Annotated in this window: 21 protein-coding genes and 1 pseudogene; 14 read left to right on the forward strand and 8 right to left on the reverse strand. The window is 61.8% G+C overall.

Annotation, left to right across the window (positions count from 1 at the left end; all coding sequences use genetic code 11):
• Window positions 1-22: 22 nt before the first annotated feature.
• Both BM399_RS21550 and BM399_RS13495 read right to left on the reverse strand, forming a co-directional pair.
• Window positions 23-373: a gamma-butyrobetaine hydroxylase family protein gene (locus BM399_RS21550; RefSeq protein ID WP_342028758.1), complete on the reverse strand. Its 351-nt coding sequence runs from the start codon at window positions 371-373 to the stop codon at window positions 23-25.
• A pseudogene (locus BM399_RS13495) lies at window positions 359-1,585 on the reverse strand (Mrp/NBP35 family ATP-binding protein); the annotation flags it as partial. The gene BM399_RS21550 and the pseudogene BM399_RS13495, both read right to left, overlap by 15 nt.
• Before the next feature lie 157 nt (window positions 1,586-1,742).
• On the opposite strand from BM399_RS13495, the gene mobA reads away from it, so the two are divergent.
• Together mobA and mobB are read left to right on the forward strand one after the other, a co-directional pair.
• The gene (gene mobA / locus BM399_RS13500; RefSeq protein WP_092868314.1) at window positions 1,743-2,375 is read left to right on the forward strand and encodes a molybdenum cofactor guanylyltransferase MobA; all 633 of its coding nucleotides are present in this window, start codon (window positions 1,743-1,745) and stop codon (window positions 2,373-2,375) included.
• A gap of 6 nt (window positions 2,376-2,381) precedes the next feature.
• Window positions 2,382-2,933 carry a molybdopterin-guanine dinucleotide biosynthesis protein B gene (gene mobB, locus BM399_RS13505; protein ID WP_092868315.1) on the forward strand — a complete coding sequence of 184 codons (552 nt, stop codon included), beginning with the start codon at window positions 2,382-2,384 and terminating at the stop codon, window positions 2,931-2,933.
• A 10-nt stretch (window positions 2,934-2,943) separates the two neighbouring features.
• Here the strand turns inward: mobB and BM399_RS21505 are convergent, their stop codons facing one another.
• Complete coding sequence (locus BM399_RS21505) at window positions 2,944-3,069, reverse strand: hypothetical protein (protein WP_280140562.1); 126 nt, start codon at window positions 3,067-3,069, stop codon at window positions 2,944-2,946.
• 97 nt (window positions 3,070-3,166) lie between these two features.
• Here BM399_RS21505 and moaA point away from each other — a divergent pair, with 97 nt between their 5' ends.
• Window positions 3,167-4,216, forward strand: a complete 1,050-nt coding sequence (moaA, locus tag BM399_RS13510; protein ID WP_244531255.1) for a GTP 3',8-cyclase MoaA — start codon at window positions 3,167-3,169, stop codon at window positions 4,214-4,216.
• Between the two features lie 16 nt (window positions 4,217-4,232).
• Here moaA and BM399_RS13515 read toward each other — a convergent pair whose 3' ends face one another.
• Complete coding sequence (locus BM399_RS13515; protein WP_092868316.1) at window positions 4,233-4,595, reverse strand: response regulator; 363 nt, start codon at window positions 4,593-4,595, stop codon at window positions 4,233-4,235.
• Window positions 4,596-4,686: 91 nt separating this feature from the next.
• Window positions 4,687-5,229, reverse strand: coding sequence for a hypoxanthine phosphoribosyltransferase (hpt, locus tag BM399_RS13520; protein ID WP_092868317.1), 543 nt, complete (start codon window positions 5,227-5,229; stop codon window positions 4,687-4,689).
• 167 nt (window positions 5,230-5,396) lie between these two features.
• On the opposite strand from hpt, the gene ftsE reads away from it, so the two are divergent.
• The 7 genes from ftsE (at window position 5,397) to BM399_RS13555 (ending at window position 12,541) form a co-directional block, all read left to right on the forward strand.
• A complete protein-coding gene (gene ftsE / locus BM399_RS13525) occupies window positions 5,397-6,053 on the forward strand; it encodes a cell division ATP-binding protein FtsE (protein WP_045835142.1) in 657 nt (218 codons plus the stop codon).
• Window positions 6,037-7,149: a cell division protein FtsX gene (locus BM399_RS13530; protein WP_092868318.1), complete on the forward strand. Its 1,113-nt coding sequence runs from the start codon at window positions 6,037-6,039 to the stop codon at window positions 7,147-7,149. Before ftsE ends, BM399_RS13530 begins: the two co-directional genes overlap by 17 nt.
• A gap of 191 nt (window positions 7,150-7,340) precedes the next feature.
• Window positions 7,341-7,979 (forward strand): YdcF family protein, encoded by a 639-nt coding sequence (locus tag BM399_RS13535; RefSeq protein WP_244531256.1) that lies wholly within the window; start codon window positions 7,341-7,343, stop codon window positions 7,977-7,979.
• The gene (locus BM399_RS13540; RefSeq protein WP_092868320.1) at window positions 7,972-8,772 is read left to right on the forward strand and encodes a lysophospholipid acyltransferase family protein; all 801 of its coding nucleotides are present in this window, start codon (window positions 7,972-7,974) and stop codon (window positions 8,770-8,772) included. Before BM399_RS13535 ends, BM399_RS13540 begins: the two co-directional genes overlap by 8 nt.
• 166 nt (window positions 8,773-8,938) lie before the next feature.
• Window positions 8,939-9,241, forward strand: a complete 303-nt coding sequence (locus tag BM399_RS13545) for a hypothetical protein (RefSeq protein WP_092868321.1) — start codon at window positions 8,939-8,941, stop codon at window positions 9,239-9,241.
• Between the two features lie 171 nt (window positions 9,242-9,412).
• Window positions 9,413-11,827: an adenosylcobalamin-dependent ribonucleoside-diphosphate reductase gene (locus BM399_RS13550; protein ID WP_092868322.1), complete on the forward strand. Its 2,415-nt coding sequence runs from the start codon at window positions 9,413-9,415 to the stop codon at window positions 11,825-11,827.
• Window positions 11,828-12,118: 291 nt separating this feature from the next.
• The gene (locus BM399_RS13555; protein ID WP_092868323.1) at window positions 12,119-12,541 is read left to right on the forward strand and encodes a hypothetical protein; all 423 of its coding nucleotides are present in this window, start codon (window positions 12,119-12,121) and stop codon (window positions 12,539-12,541) included.
• A 21-nt stretch (window positions 12,542-12,562) separates the two neighbouring features.
• Here BM399_RS13555 and BM399_RS13560 read toward each other — a convergent pair whose 3' ends face one another.
• Window positions 12,563-13,489: a prephenate/arogenate dehydrogenase family protein gene (locus tag BM399_RS13560; RefSeq protein ID WP_092869092.1), complete on the reverse strand. Its 927-nt coding sequence runs from the start codon at window positions 13,487-13,489 to the stop codon at window positions 12,563-12,565.
• Window positions 13,490-13,542: 53 nt separating this feature from the next.
• Window positions 13,543-14,646: a histidinol-phosphate transaminase gene (gene hisC / locus BM399_RS13565; protein ID WP_092869093.1), complete on the reverse strand. Its 1,104-nt coding sequence runs from the start codon at window positions 14,644-14,646 to the stop codon at window positions 13,543-13,545.
• Between the two features lie 152 nt (window positions 14,647-14,798).
• Between hisC and metX the strand changes: the two genes are divergently transcribed.
• Window positions 14,799-16,001 carry a homoserine O-acetyltransferase MetX gene (gene metX, locus BM399_RS13570; protein WP_092868324.1) on the forward strand — a complete coding sequence of 401 codons (1,203 nt, stop codon included), beginning with the start codon at window positions 14,799-14,801 and terminating at the stop codon, window positions 15,999-16,001.
• Window positions 15,998-16,663 (forward strand): methionine biosynthesis protein MetW, encoded by a 666-nt coding sequence (gene metW, locus BM399_RS13575; RefSeq protein WP_092868325.1) that lies wholly within the window; start codon window positions 15,998-16,000, stop codon window positions 16,661-16,663. The genes metX and metW overlap by 4 nt, the downstream gene beginning before the upstream one ends.
• Here metW and BM399_RS13580 read toward each other — a convergent pair.
• Window positions 16,660-17,400, reverse strand: coding sequence for a class I SAM-dependent methyltransferase (locus BM399_RS13580; protein WP_092868326.1), 741 nt, complete (start codon window positions 17,398-17,400; stop codon window positions 16,660-16,662). The genes metW and BM399_RS13580 overlap by 4 nt on opposite strands.
• Window positions 17,401-17,554: 154 nt before the next feature.
• On the opposite strand from BM399_RS13580, the gene gloB reads away from it, so the two are divergent.
• On the forward strand, window positions 17,555-18,325 hold the full coding sequence (gloB, locus tag BM399_RS13585; RefSeq protein WP_092868327.1) for a hydroxyacylglutathione hydrolase: 771 nt from the start codon (window positions 17,555-17,557) through the stop codon (window positions 18,323-18,325).
• A gap of 20 nt (window positions 18,326-18,345) precedes the next feature.
• A complete protein-coding gene (locus BM399_RS13590) occupies window positions 18,346-18,795 on the forward strand; it encodes a cupin domain-containing protein (RefSeq protein ID WP_092868328.1) in 450 nt (149 codons plus the stop codon).
• Window positions 18,796-18,900: the final 105 nt, after the last annotated feature.

Raw genomic sequence — 18,900 nt, forward strand, 5'->3', positions numbered from 1 at the left:
GCCGGCCGCCGTGCGCGTAAGACTATTCCCGCGTCAGGCCCTTGGCGGCGAGCTCTTCGAGATAGTCGCCCCAGCGCTGATCCTTCTCGCGGCCGATGAGGTGGAGATAACCCCAGGTAAAGAGCCCGGTGTTGTGACCGTCGTCGAAGGCGATGCGCGTTGCGTAATTGCCGACGGGACTGAGCCCCGTGATCTTGACGTTCTTCTTCCTCGGCACAGTGATGCGCTGCGACGGCGAGTGTCCCTGGACTTCGGCGGAAGGACTGACGACGCGCAGGAATTCGGCCGGCAGCTCGAACGTGCGGCCGTCCGGAAATGCCGCCTTCAGCGTCTTTCCGCCGTCGATAACCTCGAGCAGCGGCGGCGGCGTCAGCGTGCCCTTGGCGCGCTCGACTTCCGTCCACGTGCGTGCCGCCAAGTCGCGGAAAATTCCGGCGTGTACGCTATCTGGCGCTGCGACCGTCACGGGCTTGCCGCTATCCGACGTCTCGCGGATATCCATGTGCAGCGGCACCTCGCCGAGGAACGGCACGCCGAACTTCGCCGCTTCGTCGCGTGCGCCGCCGTGGCCGAACACGTCCGAGCGCTCGCCGCATTTCGGGCAAAGGAAATAGCTCATGTTCTCGATGATACCGAGGATCGGAACCTCGACGCGCTTGAACATCGCGATGCCTTTGCGGGCATCGATCAGTGCGAGGTCTTGCGGCGTCGAGACGATCACGGCGCCGGATAGCGGAACGCTCTGCGAGATCGTCAACTGCACGTCGCCGGTTCCGGGCGGCATGTCGATGACCAGGACGTCGAGATCGCCGGTCGTGCCCGCCCAATCGGTATCGCGCAGCATTTGTCCCAGCGCCGACACGACCATCGGCCCGCGCCAGACGACGGGCGTTCCTTCGTCGACGAGAAATCCCATCGACATGACTTTCAGTCCCCAGCCTTCGAGCGGCTTGATGACTTTGCCGTTGCTGACCGTCGGTTTGCCGGTGATGCCGAGCAAACGCGGCTGCGATGGCCCATAAATGTCGGCGTCGACAATGCCGACTTTCAATCCGATCGCCTGGAAGCCGAGTGCCAGATTGACGGCGACCGTCGATTTGCCGACGCCGCCCTTGCCGGAGGCGACCGCGATGACGTGCTTGACGCCAGGAATGGCTTGGGTTTTCGCGGCGGGGTTCGCACCAGCAGCGGCTTGGCGTGGACCAGCCGCATCGCCGGTCGCGCCTCTGGCGCGCGCCTCTTGCACGCGCGGATGCTCGGGACGAGGGCCCGACATTGCTTTGATCCCACCAGCCGGCGCCCGCGGTGGCGGCGGAGTTGGTCGGGATTGTCCGCCCTGAGCCTCGGCGGTCAGCACTGCCGTCACGCCGGTGACGCCTGCGATATCGGCCACGACTTTCTCGGCGGCGAGGCGGAGCTGTTCAAGCTCTTCAGCGCGGCTCGCCGGGATCGTGATCGAGAAATAGGGGTGGTCGTCCTTGATGAAGATCTCGGACACGAGACCAAGATCAACGATGTTGCTTTCGAGGTCTGGACCTTTGACCCGACGCAGGGCGGCAAGCACCTGTGTCTTATCGACTGGCATGAGCGTCTCCCGGGTGCGCCGAAGCGGCGCTAATTTCTATTCGCGCGATATAAGTCCGGGCGGCAACGGTGGAAAGGTGCAATGTGGCGGCTAAACCGCCGGAGCCCAAATATTCCCGCGACTTGCACGCTACCAGCCAGAACCCTAATCGTTGCACATGCCTAATTCCGATCAGATCCTCGGCGTCATTCTTGCGGGAGGCCGCTCCCGGCGTTTCGGCGGCGGCGATAAGGGGCTTGCCGATCTCGGGGGGCAGCCGATCCTTGCGCACGTCATCGCGCGGTTTCGCCCCCAGGTTGGCCGGCTTATCCTCAATGTCAACGGCGACCCGAAGCGGTTCGCCGCTTATGGGCTCGAGACGATCTCGGATGATGAAAATCCGGAGCTTGGTCCCCTCAGCGGACTTCTGGCGGCTATGGATTGGGCGGCGCGGGATGCGCCCGAATACGTTGCGATCGCTACCGTTTCCGCCGACGTTCCGTTTCTGCCGGATGACCTCGTGGCGCGGCTCGATGCAAGCCGGGGCGACGGCGTCGCGATTGCGACGTCCGGGGACCGCCGCCATCCGACGATCGCCGTTTGGCCGACGAGTCTCAGGCGAACAATTGCGGAAGCCCTCGATAAGCGTGCTTTGAGCGTCGATAGGCTCGCGGCCGATCTCAATGCTGTTGCGGTCGCCTTTCCGATGCGCAACATTCGGCGTGCGAACGTCGACCCTTTTTTCAACATCAATACGCCTGACGATCTTTCAACAGCCCGCGCCCTCGTGGCCGGATCCACAGAAGGATAAAAAGCCTTGGGCAAAGAATTTCGATTTTCTCATTCATTGCCGCTGTTCGGCATTGCGGGCTGGTCGAATTCGGGCAAGACGACGTTGATCGAAAAGCTGACGAGGCACTTTGCGGGCCAAGGACTTCGCGTCGCGACGATCAAGCATACGCATCACAAGTTCGACATCGACGCGCCGGGAAGCGATACGGCCCGGCATCGCGCGGCAGGGGCCGCGGAGACGGCGATCGTCTCGGGGTCGCGCGTTGCGGTGATCGAGGAAATCGAGTCCGCCGGCGAGCCCGCACTCGAAGCGGTGGCGGCGCGGCTCAATCCTTCGGACATCATTCTCGTCGAGGGTTACAAGTCGGCCAACATTCCGAAGATCGAGGTACGGCGCGCGGCCGTCGCATCTGAAAAACTGTTGGCACCGACGGATCCGCTCGTTCTCGCCATTGCGGCGGATTACGAGGTCGATGCGCACGGCAAGCCAGTGTTCGATCTCAACGACATCGATGGCATCGCGGCGCTGATCGTCAGAACGCTCGGCCCGTTCAATCGCGTCCAGCAACGGGCCTAAGTGCGCGGGCTCAGGAATGGCCGCTGAAGCTTGAAAAGGTCCGGAGCAGCTCGCCATTCAGGTAGGCGAAAACGAGCAGCCAGATCACGGATGCCGTGATGAAACCGAGCACGAAGTAAGCCGCCGGACTTTTCATATTTTTTCCTCCCGCAGGTACCTTAATACGGTTTAAGACAACCTGACGCGAGTGCCGAGCTTGCCCTTGGCGCTCTAAGGTACGATATGGAAGTCACATGGCCTCTTCCGGAGATGCTCTGATGCTGGGCGACGTTGCCCAAACCGCCGATACGCCTCTGATCGATCCCTATGGCAGGAGCATCGAGTATTTGCGCGTGTCCGTGACGGACCGGTGCGATTTCCGCTGCGTCTACTGCATGACGGAGCACATGACGTTCCTGCCGAAGCGGGATCTCCTGTCGCTCGAGGAACTGGACCGGCTGTGCGCAGCATTCATCCGGCGCGGCGTCAAAAAGTTGCGTATCACAGGCGGCGAGCCGCTTGTGCGCCGCAACATACTTTGGTTGTTCCGGGCTCTCGGCCGCCATCTCGAAACGGGTGCGCTCGAAGAGCTGACGCTCACGACGAACGCGAGCCAGCTCGAAAAATATGCGGGCGAGCTTTATTCCGCAGGCGTCCGGCGGATCAACGTCTCCCTCGACACGCTCGATCCGGTGAAGTTCAAGGCAGTGACTCGCTGGGGCGATCTCGGGACCGTGCTTCGCGGCGTCGACGCTGCGGAAGCTGCCGGCATACACGTCAAATTCAATGCCGTGGCGCTCAAGGGGATCAACGAAGACGAGATCGAGAGCCTCGTCCGGTTCGCGCATGGCCGCGGCGCCGATTTGACCCTCATCGAGACGATGCCGCTCGGCGATATCGGCGAAGACCGGACGGACCAATACCTGCCGCTGTCGATCGTGCGCGCGCGCCTCATGGATCGGTTGACGCTCGAAGACAATCCGTATCGGACGGGCGGCCCTGCGCGCTACGTCACGGTTAAGGAGACGGGCGGCCGCCTCGGCTTCATTACGCCGCTTACGCATAATTTCTGCGAAAGCTGCAACCGCGTGCGCGTGACGTGCACGGGTCAGCTCTATATGTGCCTCGGCCAGGAAGACGACGCCGACTTGCGCGCGCCGCTCAGGGCTTCTCCCGACGATGCGGCTCTCGACGCCGCTATTGTCGAAGCCATCTCGCGCAAGCCCAAGGGCCACGACTTCATCATCGACCGGCGCACCAAGAAGCCTTCGGTCCGCCGCCATATGAGCGTGACAGGCGGCTGATACCGCGCGTGCCTCGTCAGGCGAGAACGCTTTTCACGACCTGCTTGATCTGATCCAGCGTGAAGGGCTTCGAAATCGAGAGCAGCCGGCGGACCCGGAGGCGCGCCGCGCGCTCGAGCTGGTCCGTAAAGCCCGACATCAATACGACCGCGAGCGCGGGCTTCATGGCGAGCGCCTTCTCGGCCAACGATATGCCGTCGAGCTGGGGCATATCCACGTCGGTGATCAGGATGTCGTAGACGGCACCGTTGGCGCCGAGAGACTCAAGCGCCTCGACGCCGTCTTGTGTGACATGAACCGTGTGGCCATCGGAACTCAATGCCCGTCTCACGAGGTCGCGGATCGCGGCATCGTCATCTGCGAGCAGGATCGTCGCCATCTACCGCCCCCCTCTTTCTAGTTTGCGCATGACGACCCGCGTTCCGCGAGCCGGCCGTCACACGCAGAAGAACCCCTCATTCCAGCACTAACTAATCGACGAGGCGGCCCACGAAAGGCAGCTCCCTGTAGCGGTGCGCGACGTCCATGCCGTAGCCGACGACGAACACGTTCGGGCATTCGAATGCACAATAGTCCGGTTCAATCGATACGGCGCGCGGGGCCTTCTTGTCGAGCAATACGCACGTTTCGATGCGGTTTGCGCCGCGGGCCGAAATCAAATCCTTGGCGAAAGCCAGTGTGCGGCCCGAATCAAGGACATCGTCGATCAGGATGACGTGGCGGTTCTGAACGTCGAGATCCAAGTCGCGCAGGATCGACACCTGGCCCAACGATTCCCGGCTTTTCCGATAGCTCGACAGGGTCAGGAAATCGACTTCGGGGGCGAGGCCCGCAGCATGGAGTGCCCTCAGCAAATCGGCCGCAAAGACGAAGCTGCCCTTCAGAACGGGTACAACCAGAAGGTTTTCAGGCGACTTGGCGGTGATTTCGGCGGCAAGCACCCGGAGCCGGGCCTGAATATCCTCAGCGGAAAAGATCGTTTCGATGGTTTGCTTCGCGTTTGAATCGGGCATTTATTTATTCCTAGCATTCAGGGCGACCGGGGGTCCGGAACCCTGAAGCATCTTGTGTACACGACTGCGCCACAATCGTAATCGATTGATCATTGTGTCCGCCACGTGTCTATACGCGTCGGGCATTGCAAACTGCTCCGAATATCCACTGCCAAGGCAAATTCCTCTTGATTCGCTTGACGAATGTCGGACTGAAATACGACAGAGGGCCCGAGGTGCTGCAGGATGTGACATTCCATCTGCGGCCGGGTTCCTTTCACTTTTTGCATGGCGAATCCGGAGCTGGAAAATCATCGCTGCTCCGGCTGATGTTCATGTCGCTCCATCCCAACCGCGGCGAAATCCGCATGTTCGGCGAGGACGTCACGAAGGTCAGGCCGCAAAAGCGCGCCCAGATGCGGCGGCGCATCGGCATCGTGTTCCAAGATTTCAGACTGCTGGACCATTTGACCGTTTGGGAAAACGTCGCACTTCCGCTGCAGGTCGTCGGCAAGAAGCCTTCCGACTACCGGGAGGATGTGACGGACCTGTTGCAATGGGTTGGTCTCGGTGACCGGATGTATGTTAATCCGTCCGTTCTTTCGGGCGGCGAGAAGCAACGGGCGGCCATCGCGCGGGCGGTCATCGGCAAACCGGAAGTGCTGCTCGCCGACGAGCCAACGGGTAACGTCGATCCGCAAATGGCGCGACGCCTGCTCCGGCTTTTCGTCGAGTTGAACAGACTCGGTACCTCCGTCGTGATCGCGACGCACGATCATCAGCTGATGCGGCAGTTCAAGGCGCCGCGCATTGAGGTGCACAAGGGCCATGTCCGGATCATCTAGCCGCTTTCCCGGACGCGTCGAGCCAGCGATGCCGCTGCCGGGATACGAACCTTACGACGACCCGACCACGGGCGTGACCGCGCGCACCGCAGGCTATCCTCCGCAATATGGGGACACCGAACCGACGGTGACAGCGGAAGATCCGCAACGCAGCCTCAAGCCTCCCGCACGTGACCGCGACAGCGCGCGCAAAATGAAGGTGACGGCTCCGGTCGTTCCGCCGGGCTCGGTCACCGGCCGATCGCTGACGCTCGTCATCGGGATCATGTGCTTTCTCGCCTGCCTGACGTCGGGCGCCGTTTGGATGATCAAGGAATCGTCCGATGCCTGGCTGAACGACATCGCCAGCGAGGTCACCGTGCAGGTCGTTCCGCAAGAGAACGGCAATATCGACAAAGCCGTTGGCGACGTCGTCGGCTATCTGCAAAAGCAGCGCGGCATCGTCAACGTCAAGGCGTTGAGCCTCGATCAATCGGCGGAGCTTCTGCAGCCGTGGCTCGGCTCGACGGACGCGTTGAAGTCACTTCCCGTTCCCCGCTTGATCGCCGTCGAGGTCAACCGGACCGACCCGCCGGATCTCGCCGAGATCGGCACTACTCTCGGCCGTGATTTCAAAGGCGCTTCGCTCGACGATCACCGCCGGTGGCAGCAGCAGATCCGAGCCGTCACACGATCTTTGGCACTGGGTGGTATCGCGATCCTTGTGCTCGTCGGGGCGGCAACCACGGCAATCATCGTATCGGCGACGCGTAGCGCGATGGCCTCGAATCGAGAAATCGTCGAGGTGCTCCATTTCGTCGGCGCCACGGACAAATTCATTGCCCGCGAATTCGAGAAGCATTTCTTGAGAGTCGGGATAAAGGCAGGGATCGTCGGCGCAAGTTGCGCGATGCTCGTTTTCATCTGCATGCCGGCGATAACCGAGATGCTGGGGGGCGGCGCCGTCAGTGCCGTGGAAATGCAACGCCTGATCGGTACCGGGGCGCTCGATTCGCTCGGTTACATCATTCTGGGACTTGTCGTCGTAACCATAGCCGGCCTTTGCATGGTGACATCCCGCGTTGGCGTTTATCGCATCCTGAATGGACAGCACTAACGGCGAGTACTGCAAAACGTAGATCTCGACCGCGTGCTAAGCCGCGCAATTTCGTGTAGGGCAAAGCCCGACCGGAGCCCGGAGGTGGCTGCGTGGGCCGTCCAAATCGGTTACACTTCGACGGTGAGGCGACGGCAGATAGACAGGCGATCCGAACAGGCGACACGAACAAGTACATCCCGAAAATGAAAATGTTCTCACACGCAATCATCGTCCTGCTGGCGCTCGGCGCGGCCGCGCTGGCATTTGGATTCGTGCTGTTTGCGGTTTCCGTCACCCGGGATGATGCCGCGGATTTGGACAAGGCCGATGGCATCGTCGTGCTGACGGGCGGCGACAACCGGATCGAGGCGGGTGCCAAGCTTATGAGCGAAGGGCGCGCCAAGCGCATGCTCATTTCTGGCGTCAATCGCAAGGTCAGCCGCGAAGAGATGCAGCGGATCGTCCGCATCGACAACAAGGTTTTCAATTGCTGCGTCGACCTCGGATACGAAGCGCTCGACACGGTCGGTAATGCCGACGAGACGAGAACCTGGGCCAATACGAACGGCTACACGAAGCTGATCGTCGTGACCTCGCGCTATCACATGCCGCGCAGCCTTGCGGAGCTGGCTCTCGTCATGCCGGGTGTCACGCTGCTGCCATACGCGGTCACTCCGAAACGCTTCCCTGAGACAGCCTGGTGGCTGCACGTCGCAACGACGAAGGTGCTGCTTTCCGAATATCTGAAATTTCTCCCGGCCGTTGCTCGCCTCACGGCGCAGCGCGTCATCGATTGGCGCGACGGGCAATCGGTCGCCATCATGCCACAGAAGCGCGCCGATGGCTGAGCAATCACTGCCTGGACCCGGCGCATTGGTCGTCGTGCGTTCGCTCATTTATTTCGTCGTCTTTTACGTCGTCACGGCGCTTTATCTCGTGCTCGGCTCATGGCTGCTCATCGGGCCGCGGTCGTGGGCGATGAAGGGGCTCGAGGTTCACGGGCGGACGTGCGTCTGGCTGCTCAGACTGATCTGCGGGACCAAGCTCGAGGTTCGCGGTCGCGAAAATTTGCCGAAGACGGGATGTCTGGTCATCTCCAAGCATCAGTCGGCATGGGACACCTTCGGCCTCATTTCGCTGTTCCGCGATCCGGCGATCGTCCTCAAGGACGAGTTGAAATGGATCCCCTTCTACGGTTGGTTCTGCGTCAAGTTCGAGCACATTCTCGTCAAGCGCGAGAAGGCTTCGGCAGCACTCAAATCAATGATCCGCGATGCCAAGCAACGCATCAGCATCAACCGCGAGGTCGTCATTTTTCCGGAAGGCACCCGAACAATACCGGGTGCGCCGCCCGATTATAAACCCGGCTACGTCGCCCTCTACGAAGCGCTCGGGGTCGTCACTGTGCCGCTGGCGCTCAACTCCGGACTGTTCTGGCCCCGCCGCAGCCTCTGGCGCTATCCAGGGACGATCGTCGTCGAGTTTCTTCCGGCGCTGCCCCCCGGACTGCCGCGCGCCGAATTTCGCTCGCGCATCGAATCCGCGATCGAAGCGGCGAGCACGCGGCTGATCGAGGAAGCTGCGAGAAGCCCATCGCCGCCGCCGCTCGCACTGGCCTACAGGCGCGCACACGCCGGCTGACGTTATCCACAGCCCCGCGACGCAAGCACGGCCCGCCGAAATAGCATGATGTGCGGATGCCGCAATGTGGGGGAAATCGTCGTTTCCGCATCGTTTGTCATGCACGGATGCCTCTTCGATATGGCACGGTCGAGCTCTCATCGTTTTCCATTCATGGAGACTTCCAATGCGCACTGCCGCCCGAATGATGTGGGCCGTTATCGCCGTCGCAGGCGCTGCCATGACGGCTGCGCCGGCCGAAGCCAAAGACTGTTTCAAGAAAGCCGCCGAAGGCGTCGCCCTCACCGAGCAGCTCGCCCATTTCCAGGTCGATGCGGCCCTGCTGCAGGCGACCGACTGGAGCATCTATTTCACCTGGGTCTCCGGCAACGGCACGCCCGGCTATTCGTTCGGCCCGCGCCGCTATAAGTGCAGCGCCGGAACGATCGGCTGGCAGTGCAAGGGCGAAGCGACACTCTGCAAGCTCTAAGAGCGACGATTTCCGACTGATCTACGAAGCCGTCGGCCCCCATTGACCCGGGCTGGCGGCTTTTTGTTGGTGGAGCGCGGCTATCTCAAACCGTTTGACAGAGGAGGTTTGAGAACATATAGTGAACGCGGATTGAAAATGGGCCTTCAACACCCATATTCAGGGCACCCGATGAGCGCGATTTTTTCAGATCTTCCGGCCATTTCCGACGCCATCTGGCGGCGTAAATATCGTTTTGCCGGTTCGCCGACCGTCGCGGCAGACGAAACGATCGAAGACACGTTCCAGCGGATCGCGGCAGCAGCGGCGTCGGTCGAGAAGCCGGCCGCCCAAGAGAAGTGGGCCAGCGCCTTTTACGATGCGATGTCGGACTTCGGCTTTCAGCCGGCCGGGCGCATCATTGCGGGTGCCGGCACCGACCGGAACGTCACGCTCTTCAACTGCTTCGTTCTGGGCCGGATCGGCGACGACCTTTCGAGCATTTTCGACAACGTCAAAGACGCAGCGCTGACGATGCAGGCGGGCGGCGGTATCGGCCATGATTTCTCGACGCTTCGCCCGCAGGGCGCGCCGGTCAAAAGCATCGGAGCCGACGCATCGGGGCCTGTGAGCTTCATGGATGTCTGGGACGCGATGTGCCGGACGATCATGTCGGCCGGTCAACGCCGCGGGGCGATGATGGCGACGCTTCGATGCGACCATCCGGATATCGAAACGTTCATCGCGGCGAAGGCGGATGCGCAGCGGCTGCGGAATTTCAATCTCTCGGTTCTCGTGACCGACGCGTTCATGAACGCCGTGAAGCGCGGCGCATCATGGGACCTCGTTTTCGAAGGCAAGGTCTACAAGACGGTCGCCGCACGGGCACTGTGGGACAAGATCATGCGCGCGACGTATGATTATGCGGAGCCCGGCGTCATCTTCATCGACCGGGTGAATGCCGCGAACAATCTCGAATATTGCGAAACGATCTCGGCGACGAACCCGTGCGGGGAGCAGCCGCTTCCTCCTTATGGCGCCTGCCTTTTGGGATCGATCAATCTCGCGCGTCTTGTCGAACATCCGTTCACGCCCAACGCAGACATCGACCGCGCGAAACTCGAAACTCGCGTCGCGACGGCTGTTCGCTTCCTCGACAATGTCATAGATATCTCGCGCTATCCGCTCGAAGCGCAGGCTGCGGAAGCCCTCGCCAAGCGCCGCATCGGCCTTGGCATCACGGGCCTTGCGGATGCGCTGATTTTTCTTGGGCTTCCTTACGGCAGCGCGGCGGCGCGGGAAAAGGCGGCCGAATGGATGGCCGCAATCCAGAACGCCGCCTATAGGGCGAGCGCGGCTCTTGCCGCCGAAAAAGGCGCGTTTCCGCTTTACGACGCGAAAGAGTTTCAATCACGTCCAAACGTGTTGCGGCTCGAGACGCATGTGCGCGAGGCGATCGCGGCGAGCGGCATTCGCAACGGCTGCATTACGTCGATCGCTCCGACAGGCACGATCTCCCTTCTCGCGGGCAACGTGTCGAGCGGCATCGAACCGGTGTTCGATTTCGTCTACCAGCGCCGCGTGCTCGGCGACGGACAGACGGCCACCGAAGAAACCGTCGAGGATTACGCTCACCGGACATTTCGCGCCGCATCGGGAGACGATGCGACGCTGCCCGAAGCATTCGTCACCGCCGATACACTATCGCCTGCCGAGCACATCGCGATGCAAGCGGCGCTGCAGCCCTATGTCGACAGCGCCATTTCGAAAACGATCAATTGCCCTGAGGATATTTCCTTCGAGCAGTTCGAACATATCTATGCCGAGGCTTTCGATCTCGGCCTCAAAGGGTGCACGACCTACCGGCCGAACGCGATCACGGGAGCAGTTCTCTCGCGCGCCGCGCCTCTTCGCACAGACGAGGAGCCGCTCGATGAAATTTCGGCTCCCGCCGTTTCCGCTCAGCGCACGCCGGCGGTGAGAGCCGTCGAAGATCCGGCAAAGGCGGGCGACGTCGTTTACATGACGAAGCCGCTCGAGCGCGATGCGGCGCTCGAAGGCGTAACGTACAAAATCAAATGGCCGGCGAGCGCGCACGCGCTTTACGTGACGATCAACGACATCGTTCGCGACGGCCGGCGGCGGCCCTTCGAGATCTTCATCAACACGAAGAACCTCGAACATTATGCCTGGACGGTCGCACTGACGCGGATGATCAGCGCCGTTTTCCGCCGCGGCGGCGACGTCACGTTCGTTGCCGAAGAGTTAAAGGCCGTCTTCGATCCCGAGGGCGGCCGGTGGATGGGCGGGCGTTATGTTCCGAGCTTGTTGGCTGCCATCGGGGACGTCATCGAGCAGCATATGATCCACATCGGGTTTCTCGTGCGTGACGACGCTCTCCCGGAGATCACTCCGAAACGCCAGCCGATCGCGGCCGTTCAGCGAATTGGTGCGGATGGCGATACGGAGCCACGGCAGAACGACGCCCAGGCCCACGGCGTTCCCATGGCCTCGGCGCGCATTTGTCCGAAATGCGGAGAGCGGGCGCTGAGGCATATCGAAGGTTGCTGGACCTGCGCGAATTGCGATTATTCGCGTTGCGGATAAGCCCCGGCGATTAACACTACCATCGGGCCGGTTATCGCGACTCGCGGCGTTACCCGCGGCTTTCCGGGCCTCGAATACTAACGCGCGTTGACGTTTGCGGCGATTTTGCCCGTGGGCTCGCGCCGAGTGTTTTCAATCCAAGCCGTTCTCAACACTTCGTTGACCATCGAGGCGCGGATGAGGCAATCGCGTCAAATTTTCGAACCAAAGTTCACCATTCCTCACAGTCCGGCGGGTATCACGGTTTCAAAGAAAAATTCGGTGTGTGTTTGCCGATAAGGGGTGTGCGTTATGAGTGCCGAGATTATCCAGCTTTCCGCGTTCCGGGCTCGCCAGCAGACGGTCGAAGCCGCGCCGCAGGCAAGCGTCGGAACGATGGTTCCAGAAGCGCCGCCGAGATTTCATTTCTGGACCGGAGCTTCGGGCAAGCGCTACGTGCACACGGTCTACAGCCTCTTCGACTGCCCGACACTGGAAGACGCCAATTACATCCTGGTTCGCCGCACCGACCGTTCACGGCGCACGGTGCTTGCCATCGGCCGGCTCTCCAACCGCTGCCCGACGCAGAACCTTGCAGAGATCCGCCAGCACTCGGCAGTGCTCGGCGCCGATGAAGTTCACGTGCATTTGCTCGCGTCGTCATCGCAGGAAGCGGAAGCCGTCGAAGCGGATCTCATCACCGCGCAGTTTCTGATGGAACCGCACTCGGCTTAATGGCGCGCGTACGGCGCGAGGTTACTTCGAGCCGTCTTTTGCGCGTGCCGGGCTCCGGCCGAAATCGGGCTGCGCCGTATCCTGGCCGGCCTGGATGATGCCGCGGCGGATCGCGCGTGCTTCCGTGAAGAGACGCTCCAGCGTCGCGCCGTCACCAAAGCGGATGGCGCGTTGAAGTGTGATGAGGTCTTCCGAGAAGCGGCCGAGCATCTCGAGAACGGCGTCCTTGTTGTTCAGAAAAACGTCGCGCCACATCACCGGATCGGATGCCGCGATGCGCGTGAAATCGCGGAAGCCGCCAGCTGAAAACTTGATGACTTCGCTATCGGTCACGCGCTCGAGATGCTCTGCGGTGTTGACGATGTTGTAGGCGATCAAGTGCGGGACGTGGCTCGTGATCGCGAGCACCATGTCGTGATGCTCGGGCGACATGATCTCGACGTTGGAGCCGAGCTTCCGCCAGAAGTCTTCGAGTTTCGCAACGGCCGCAGGGTCCGCATCTGCACCCGGCGTAAGGATGCACCAGCGTCCGTCGAAGAGTTCTGCGAAGCCTGCGTCGGGGCCGGATTGCTCGGTTCCCGCGATCGGATGCCCGGCAATGAAGTGAACGCCCTCGGGCATATGCGGTGCGATGTCTTGGACGGGCGCAGCCTTTACCGAGCCGACGTCCGAGACGATGGCGCCCTGCTCAAGATGCGGTCCGATGGCCTCGGCGATTTTTTTGTACGCACCGACGGGCGTGCAGAGGATGACGAGATCGGCGCCTTTCACGGCTTCTGGCGGATCGGCGTAGGCCTTTCTCACGAGGCCGAGTTCTTCGGCCCGACGCCTCGTCTCTGGCGCTACCGCGCAACCGACGATGTCACCCGCGATCCCTGCCCGTCTCACGGCATGGCTGATGGAGGAGCCGATAAGGCCTATGCCGATGAGGGACAGGCGCTTGAACATCGGTTTTGTCGCGCTTTCGGGTGCGCTTTCAGTTGCGGTTTCGGTTTGGGCCATCAGGCCGCGCCCTTCAAGTAGCGAGCGAGCGCATCGATGACTCGCTTGTTGTCGCTTTCAGATCCGATCGTCATGCGCAGCGCGTTCGGAAATCCATAAGCGCCGACCTTGCGCAGAATGATGCCCTGCGATTTCAAGAACTCATCCGCTTCCGACGCCGTCTTGCCTTTGACGCCGTCGAAGTGAAAGAGCACGAAGTTCGCAACGCTCGGCGTCACTACGAGACCGAGCTTTTTCAGCTCGCTTTCGACCCACGGCAGCCATTTGTCGTTGTGAAGCTTGGCGCGCTCCAGGTGCGCGATATCCTCGATCGCAGCGGCACCGCTGGCGATTGCGGGCGCCGACAGATTGAAGGGTCCGCGAATACGATTGAGCACGTCGGCGATCTCCGGCGGGCAGTAGGCCCAACCGATGCGCAGAGCGGCAAGTCCGTAAATTTTCGAGAACGTTCGCGTCATGACCGTGTTCGAGGTCGTGGCGACGAGTTCGAGCCCGGCTTCGTAATCGTTCTTGCTTACGTATTCCGAATACGCGGCATCGAGCACGAGCAGGATATCGCCCCGCAGACCGGCGCGCAGGCGGCGCACTTCCTCGATCGAGATGTATGTGCCCGTCGGGTTATTCGGGTTGGCGATAAAAACCACGCGGGTTCGCGGCGTCACGGCTGCGAGGATCGCATCGACATCGGTTTTGAGGCCGCGCTCCGGCGCGACGACCGGCGTCGCGCCATTCGTCAGGATCGCGATGCGGTAAACGAGGAAACCATGGGCGGTGTAGATCGCCTCGTCTCCGGGGCCCAGGTAGCCGCGGGCCAAGAGGCCCAGCAGTTCGTCGGAGCCCGATCCGCAGACGATGCGGCGCGCATCGAGCCCGTAACGGCGCGCGATGGCTTCGCGAAGCTGTGTCGCCTGGCCGTCGGGGTAGCGCTCAAGTTCGCCCGCTGCCGCCTTGAATGCCGCGATTGCCGCAGGGCTCGGTCCGAGCGGGGTCTCGTTCGACGATAGCTTAACAGGGGGCAAGCCGCCGCCGGCCTTGCTTTCGCCGGGCACATAGGCCGCAATGTCCAGGATGCCAGGACGTGGAATTGGTGCGGTAACCACCATATATTGTCTCGAATTCTTGAACGGTATTGACGATTTCGCGCGCATTGATAGGGGCAACATCACTTGAAATCAAAGTTTAAAGTTGACTTTGTCTGCGGCAAGCCTAGCAAGCCCGCCCTACCGCTTAGCCCTTGGGATATCGAACAAATACGATGACTGGCGCATCGCCCAATCTTGTTGCCTCGGTTTCACGGCGGCACCCCGAGGTGGATACGCCGTCGAGCCCGGTCGTGCATTTCGATACCGGCGCGCCGCTGCACCTTGCCTGCCAGCAGGATCTCGCTCCCTTTTCCATAGCTTACGAGACCTATGGCGAACTCAACGCGGCGAAGTCCAACGCCATCCTGATCTGTCATGCGCTGACCGCCGATCAGTACGTCGCGAGCCGTCACCCCATCACCGGCAAACCGGGGTGGTGGGATAACATGGTCGGGCCGGGCAAACCGATCGACACGAACCGCTTCTTCGTCATCTGCTCGAACGTCGTCGGCGGCTGCATGGGATCGACGGGTCCGGCCTCGATCGATCCGAAGACCGGCGCACCCTACGGCCTTACCTTTCCGGTCATCACCGTTGGCGACATGGTCGAAGCGCAGGCGCGCCTCATCGATTATCTCGGCATCGATCAACTGTTCGCAGTGATCGGCGGCTCGATGGGCGGCATGCAGGTTCTCGAGTGGGCGTCGCGCTACAAGGATCGCGTGTTCGCGGCCGTGCCGATCGCGACGGCTGCCTGGCATTCTTCGCAGAACATCGCGTTTCACGAGGTCGGCCGGCAAGCCGTCATGGCCGATCCCGAATGGTCGGGCGGCAATTATTATGCTGCCGGAACGGTGCCGAAGAACGGCCTCGCCGTCGCGCGCATGGCGGCCCACATCACGTACCTTTCGGAAGAAGCCCTGCACCGGAAATTCGGCCGCAACTTGCAGGACCGGTCGTCGCTGTCGTTCTCGTTCAACGCCGAATTCCAGGTCGAGAGCTATCTGCGGCATCAGGGGTCGACGTTCGTCGATCGCTTCGATGCCAACAGCTATCTCTACATCACGCGTGCTCTCGATTATTTCGACATGCGCGAAAGCGCCGGCGGTGTGCTCGCGAATGCCTTTCGTGGCACGAAGACGCGCTTCTGCGTGGTGTCGTTTACCTCCGACTGGCTTTATCCGACGCGCGAGAGCCGCGAAATCGTCCAGGCGCTCAACGCGGTTGCCGCCAACGTTTCGTTCGTCGATATCGAGAGCGACAAGGGCCACGATGCGTTTCTGCTTGAAGAACCGACGTTTTTCGCGACGGTCCGGGGCTTTCTCAATGCCGCCGCGATGAAGCGCGGGCTCGGCTCACCGGAGGCGCGAAAATGAACGCTCCCGATATCGGAAAAATCGCCGGGCAACCGAGAGCCCCGCGTGTCGACCATTTGCTCATCGCCGAAATGGTGGAAGCGGGCTCGCGGGTTCTAGACGTTGGATGTGGCGACGGGGAGCTTTTGCAGCTTCTGTCCGAGCGCAAGGGCGTCGACGGGCGCGGGGTAGAACTACAGCGTGAGAAGGTCAACGCTTGCGTGGCGCGCGGCCTTTCCGTCATCCAGGGCGACGCCGACCGCGACCTCGACAATTACCCCGACCAGGCTTTCGACTACGCCATTCTATCGCTGACGATCCAGGCGACGCGGCAGCCTAAAACCGTGCTCGAGAATTTGCTCAGGATCGGACGTCGCGCCATCGTTTCGTTCCCGAACTTCGGCCACTGGCAGGTGCGCACGAAGCTGCTTTTCTCAGGCCGGATGCCGATCAACGATAATCTGCCGGATGAGTGGTATCTGACGCCCAACGCGCATTTGTGCACGATCCGGGATTTCGCCGACTTGTGCGAGCTCGTTCATGCGGACGTCGAGCAAGCCGTCGCGTTCAACGCCTACGGCGCGCGTCTGCCGATCAAATGGTCGTTATCGATGCAGAACATGTTCGGGGAAAAAGCCGTGTTTCTCCTCCGCGGCCCCAAGCGGCCCGCAGCCGGCCGCTAGAAGCGGCGGACCCCGGACGTGCTTCGTGTATCGGCCGGCTTCAGGATTGCGGGTTGAGCGACGCGCTTGCCGCTGCCGACCGGCGCCATCACTTCTTTCTTTGCCTCGACCAGTATGACGCCGGCGACGCCGATCGACATGCTCGATCCGAAACGTTCGATGGGCGTCGCGATGCGCAGAAGCAGGCGCTGGTTGACCGGGGGAAAGTAGAGCGCTTCACCCCAGTCGACAGGCGTGAAGAGCGCGTCGATGAGCTGCGTTTCGAGCTGCCCGCGGCTGAAGGGCAGTCCGTGACCGAATGGCGTCCGGTCCATGCGCGACCAGAGTCCCCGGCGATTTGGCACGACGAACAGCGCCCGGCCTTCAGGTTTCAGGACGCGCCATACCTCCCGGAGCAATGGCCCCGGGCGCTCCGCCTGCTCGAGGCAGTGGACGACCAGAAGTCGATCAACCGAGTTGTCAGGCAGGGGCCACTGGTTTTCCGTGACGAGGACCGAGTGGCAATGCCCTGAGTGCGGCCATACGATCGCGCCTTGGCGTGCGGGCATCAGGCACGCGAGGCGCTGAGCTTCGGTGCGGAACGTGCCGAGGAACGGTGTCGCGAACCCGGCGCCTGCCACCGTCAGCCCGCTAACCCGGCTCCAGCGCGCGCGGATGGCGGTCGTGAGCTGCCGCCGAACGACCCGGCCGAGCGGGGTTCTGTAGAAATCTCTCAATGTCTTTGCGTCGAGAGGCATCGTTTGCGCTTACCAGTCGTGATAAAATCGGTACCGGCATTGTCTCTAAACGATCCGGACCGCCAGAGACAGCCTCGGCTGGCGGTAACCCTCTTATCGCTGCGTCGTTTCGTTGCGTTTGACACGGCAGACGCGGCCAACCAAAGTCCCGGCCATGGGAGCTCTCGATATCGTTCTTCTGCCGTGCCTGGCAGATAATTACAGCGTTCTTCTGCACGAGCCGGAAACCGGCGAAACGGCAGTCATCGACGCGCCGTCCGCTTCTGCGATCAAGGCGGCGCTGGCCGAACGCGGCTGGCGGTTGAACCATCTCTTCATCACGCATCACCACACCGATCACACGGGCGGCATCAATGAGCTCAAGGCGCACTACGGCGCGAGCGTGACGGGTCCGGAAGCGGAGGCCGACCGCATTCCGGGATTGACGCGTGTGGTCAAGGCCGGGAGCCAGCTCGAATTTGCGGGCCACCCGATCGAGGTTCTCGAAACGCCCGGGCATACGCTCGGGCACATCACGTATTACTTCCCGGACGATGGCGTGGCCTTCACGGGAGACACGCTGTTTTCGCTCGGTTGCGGAAAAGTTTTCGAAGGTGACCCGCAGATGATGTGGGAGTCCGTTTCGAAGATCGCGGCTTTGCCGGGCGATACGAAAATTTATTGCGGTCATGAGTACACGCTGAACAACGCCCGTTTTGCGGTGTCCGTTGAGCCGGAGAACGATGCCCTGAAGAAGCGGGTGGCCGAGGTCGAAGGCTTGCGCGCGGCAGGACGGCCGACGCTGCCGACCACGCTTGACGTCGAACGCGCGACGAACCCGTTTCTCCGGCCGCAGTCCCGCGCGATCCAGGCGCGCCTCGGGATGCTTGGCGCACCGGACTGGGAAGTGTTCGCGCGCCTCCGTCAATTGAAGAACAAGGCCTGATCACCGGCGGAGGGTCCACGATGAAAGGCGATCTCTCCGGCGACGACGTGATCGAGATGCTTGGGCTTTCTCCACACCCTGAGGGCGGTCATTTCCGCGAGACCTTTCGGGATGCAGCGAAACCGGGCGAGCGCGCGGCATCGACTGCGATCTACTTTCTTCTCAAAGCGGGAGAGCGTTCGCATTGGCATGCGGTGGACGCGGCCGAAGCGTGGCACTTCTATGCGGGCGACCCGATACTTCTGGAGATTTCACCAACGGGCGGTCCGGTTCAACGCATTCGGCTGGGCTCGGATCTCGCGGGAGGAGAGCGGCCGCAAGCCGTCGTTCCTTCGGGGCATTGGCAGCAGGCGCGCAGCCTCGGAAAATGGACGCTGGTCGGCTGCACGGTCGCGCCGGGGTTCATGTTCGAGGGCTTCACGCTGACCGCTCCGGACTTCGTGCCGGATGCGCCTCCGGTCGTCGACTAAGCGGCGAAGCTGCAACAGATCAAAGCCTTTCGGCGATGATCCACATGCCGTCCCCAACTGCGTTTTTCGGCGGCGTGGCGTGATGGCCTTCCATCCACGGGTTAA

It is taken from the genome of Hyphomicrobium facile (genome assembly GCF_900116175.1).
Lineage (GTDB): Bacteria > Pseudomonadota > Alphaproteobacteria > Rhizobiales > Hyphomicrobiaceae > Hyphomicrobium_B > Hyphomicrobium_B facile.

What these genes read in the sequence shown, in the direction of transcription:
- hisC (WP_092869093.1), bottom strand. Translation starts at nt 14,646, where the DNA reads ATGGTGGTTACCGCACCAATTCCACGTCCTGGCATCCTGGACATTGCG.
- BM399_RS13515 (WP_092868316.1), bottom strand. Translation starts at nt 4,595, where the DNA reads ATGGCGACGATCCTGCTCGCAGATGACGATGCCGCGATCCGCGACCTC.
- BM399_RS13530 (WP_092868318.1), top strand. Translation starts at nt 6,037, where the DNA reads ATGTCCGGATCATCTAGCCGCTTTCCCGGACGCGTCGAGCCAGCGATG.
- BM399_RS13545 (WP_092868321.1), top strand. Translation starts at nt 8,939, where the DNA reads ATGCGCACTGCCGCCCGAATGATGTGGGCCGTTATCGCCGTCGCAGGC.
- metX (WP_092868324.1), top strand. Translation starts at nt 14,799, where the DNA reads ATGACTGGCGCATCGCCCAATCTTGTTGCCTCGGTTTCACGGCGGCAC.
- gloB (WP_092868327.1), top strand. Translation starts at nt 17,555, where the DNA reads ATGGGAGCTCTCGATATCGTTCTTCTGCCGTGCCTGGCAGATAATTAC.
- mobA (WP_092868314.1), top strand. Translation starts at nt 1,743, where the DNA reads ATGCCTAATTCCGATCAGATCCTCGGCGTCATTCTTGCGGGAGGCCGC.
- BM399_RS13560 (WP_092869092.1), bottom strand. Translation starts at nt 13,489, where the DNA reads ATGTTCAAGCGCCTGTCCCTCATCGGCATAGGCCTTATCGGCTCCTCC.
- BM399_RS13540 (WP_092868320.1), top strand. Translation starts at nt 7,972, where the DNA reads ATGGCTGAGCAATCACTGCCTGGACCCGGCGCATTGGTCGTCGTGCGT.
- BM399_RS13550 (WP_092868322.1), top strand. Translation starts at nt 9,413, where the DNA reads ATGAGCGCGATTTTTTCAGATCTTCCGGCCATTTCCGACGCCATCTGG.
- BM399_RS13590 (WP_092868328.1), top strand. Translation starts at nt 18,346, where the DNA reads ATGAAAGGCGATCTCTCCGGCGACGACGTGATCGAGATGCTTGGGCTT.
- BM399_RS13555 (WP_092868323.1), top strand. Translation starts at nt 12,119, where the DNA reads ATGAGTGCCGAGATTATCCAGCTTTCCGCGTTCCGGGCTCGCCAGCAG.
- metW (WP_092868325.1), top strand. Translation starts at nt 15,998, where the DNA reads ATGAACGCTCCCGATATCGGAAAAATCGCCGGGCAACCGAGAGCCCCG.
- hpt (WP_092868317.1), bottom strand. Translation starts at nt 5,229, where the DNA reads ATGCCCGATTCAAACGCGAAGCAAACCATCGAAACGATCTTTTCCGCT.
- BM399_RS21505 (WP_280140562.1), bottom strand. Translation starts at nt 3,069, where the DNA reads ATGAAAAGTCCGGCGGCTTACTTCGTGCTCGGTTTCATCACGGCATCC.
- BM399_RS13535 (WP_244531256.1), top strand. Translation starts at nt 7,341, where the DNA reads ATGTTCTCACACGCAATCATCGTCCTGCTGGCGCTCGGCGCGGCCGCG.
- BM399_RS13580 (WP_092868326.1), bottom strand. Translation starts at nt 17,400, where the DNA reads ATGCCTCTCGACGCAAAGACATTGAGAGATTTCTACAGAACCCCGCTC.
- moaA (WP_244531255.1), top strand. Translation starts at nt 3,167, where the DNA reads ATGGCCTCTTCCGGAGATGCTCTGATGCTGGGCGACGTTGCCCAAACC.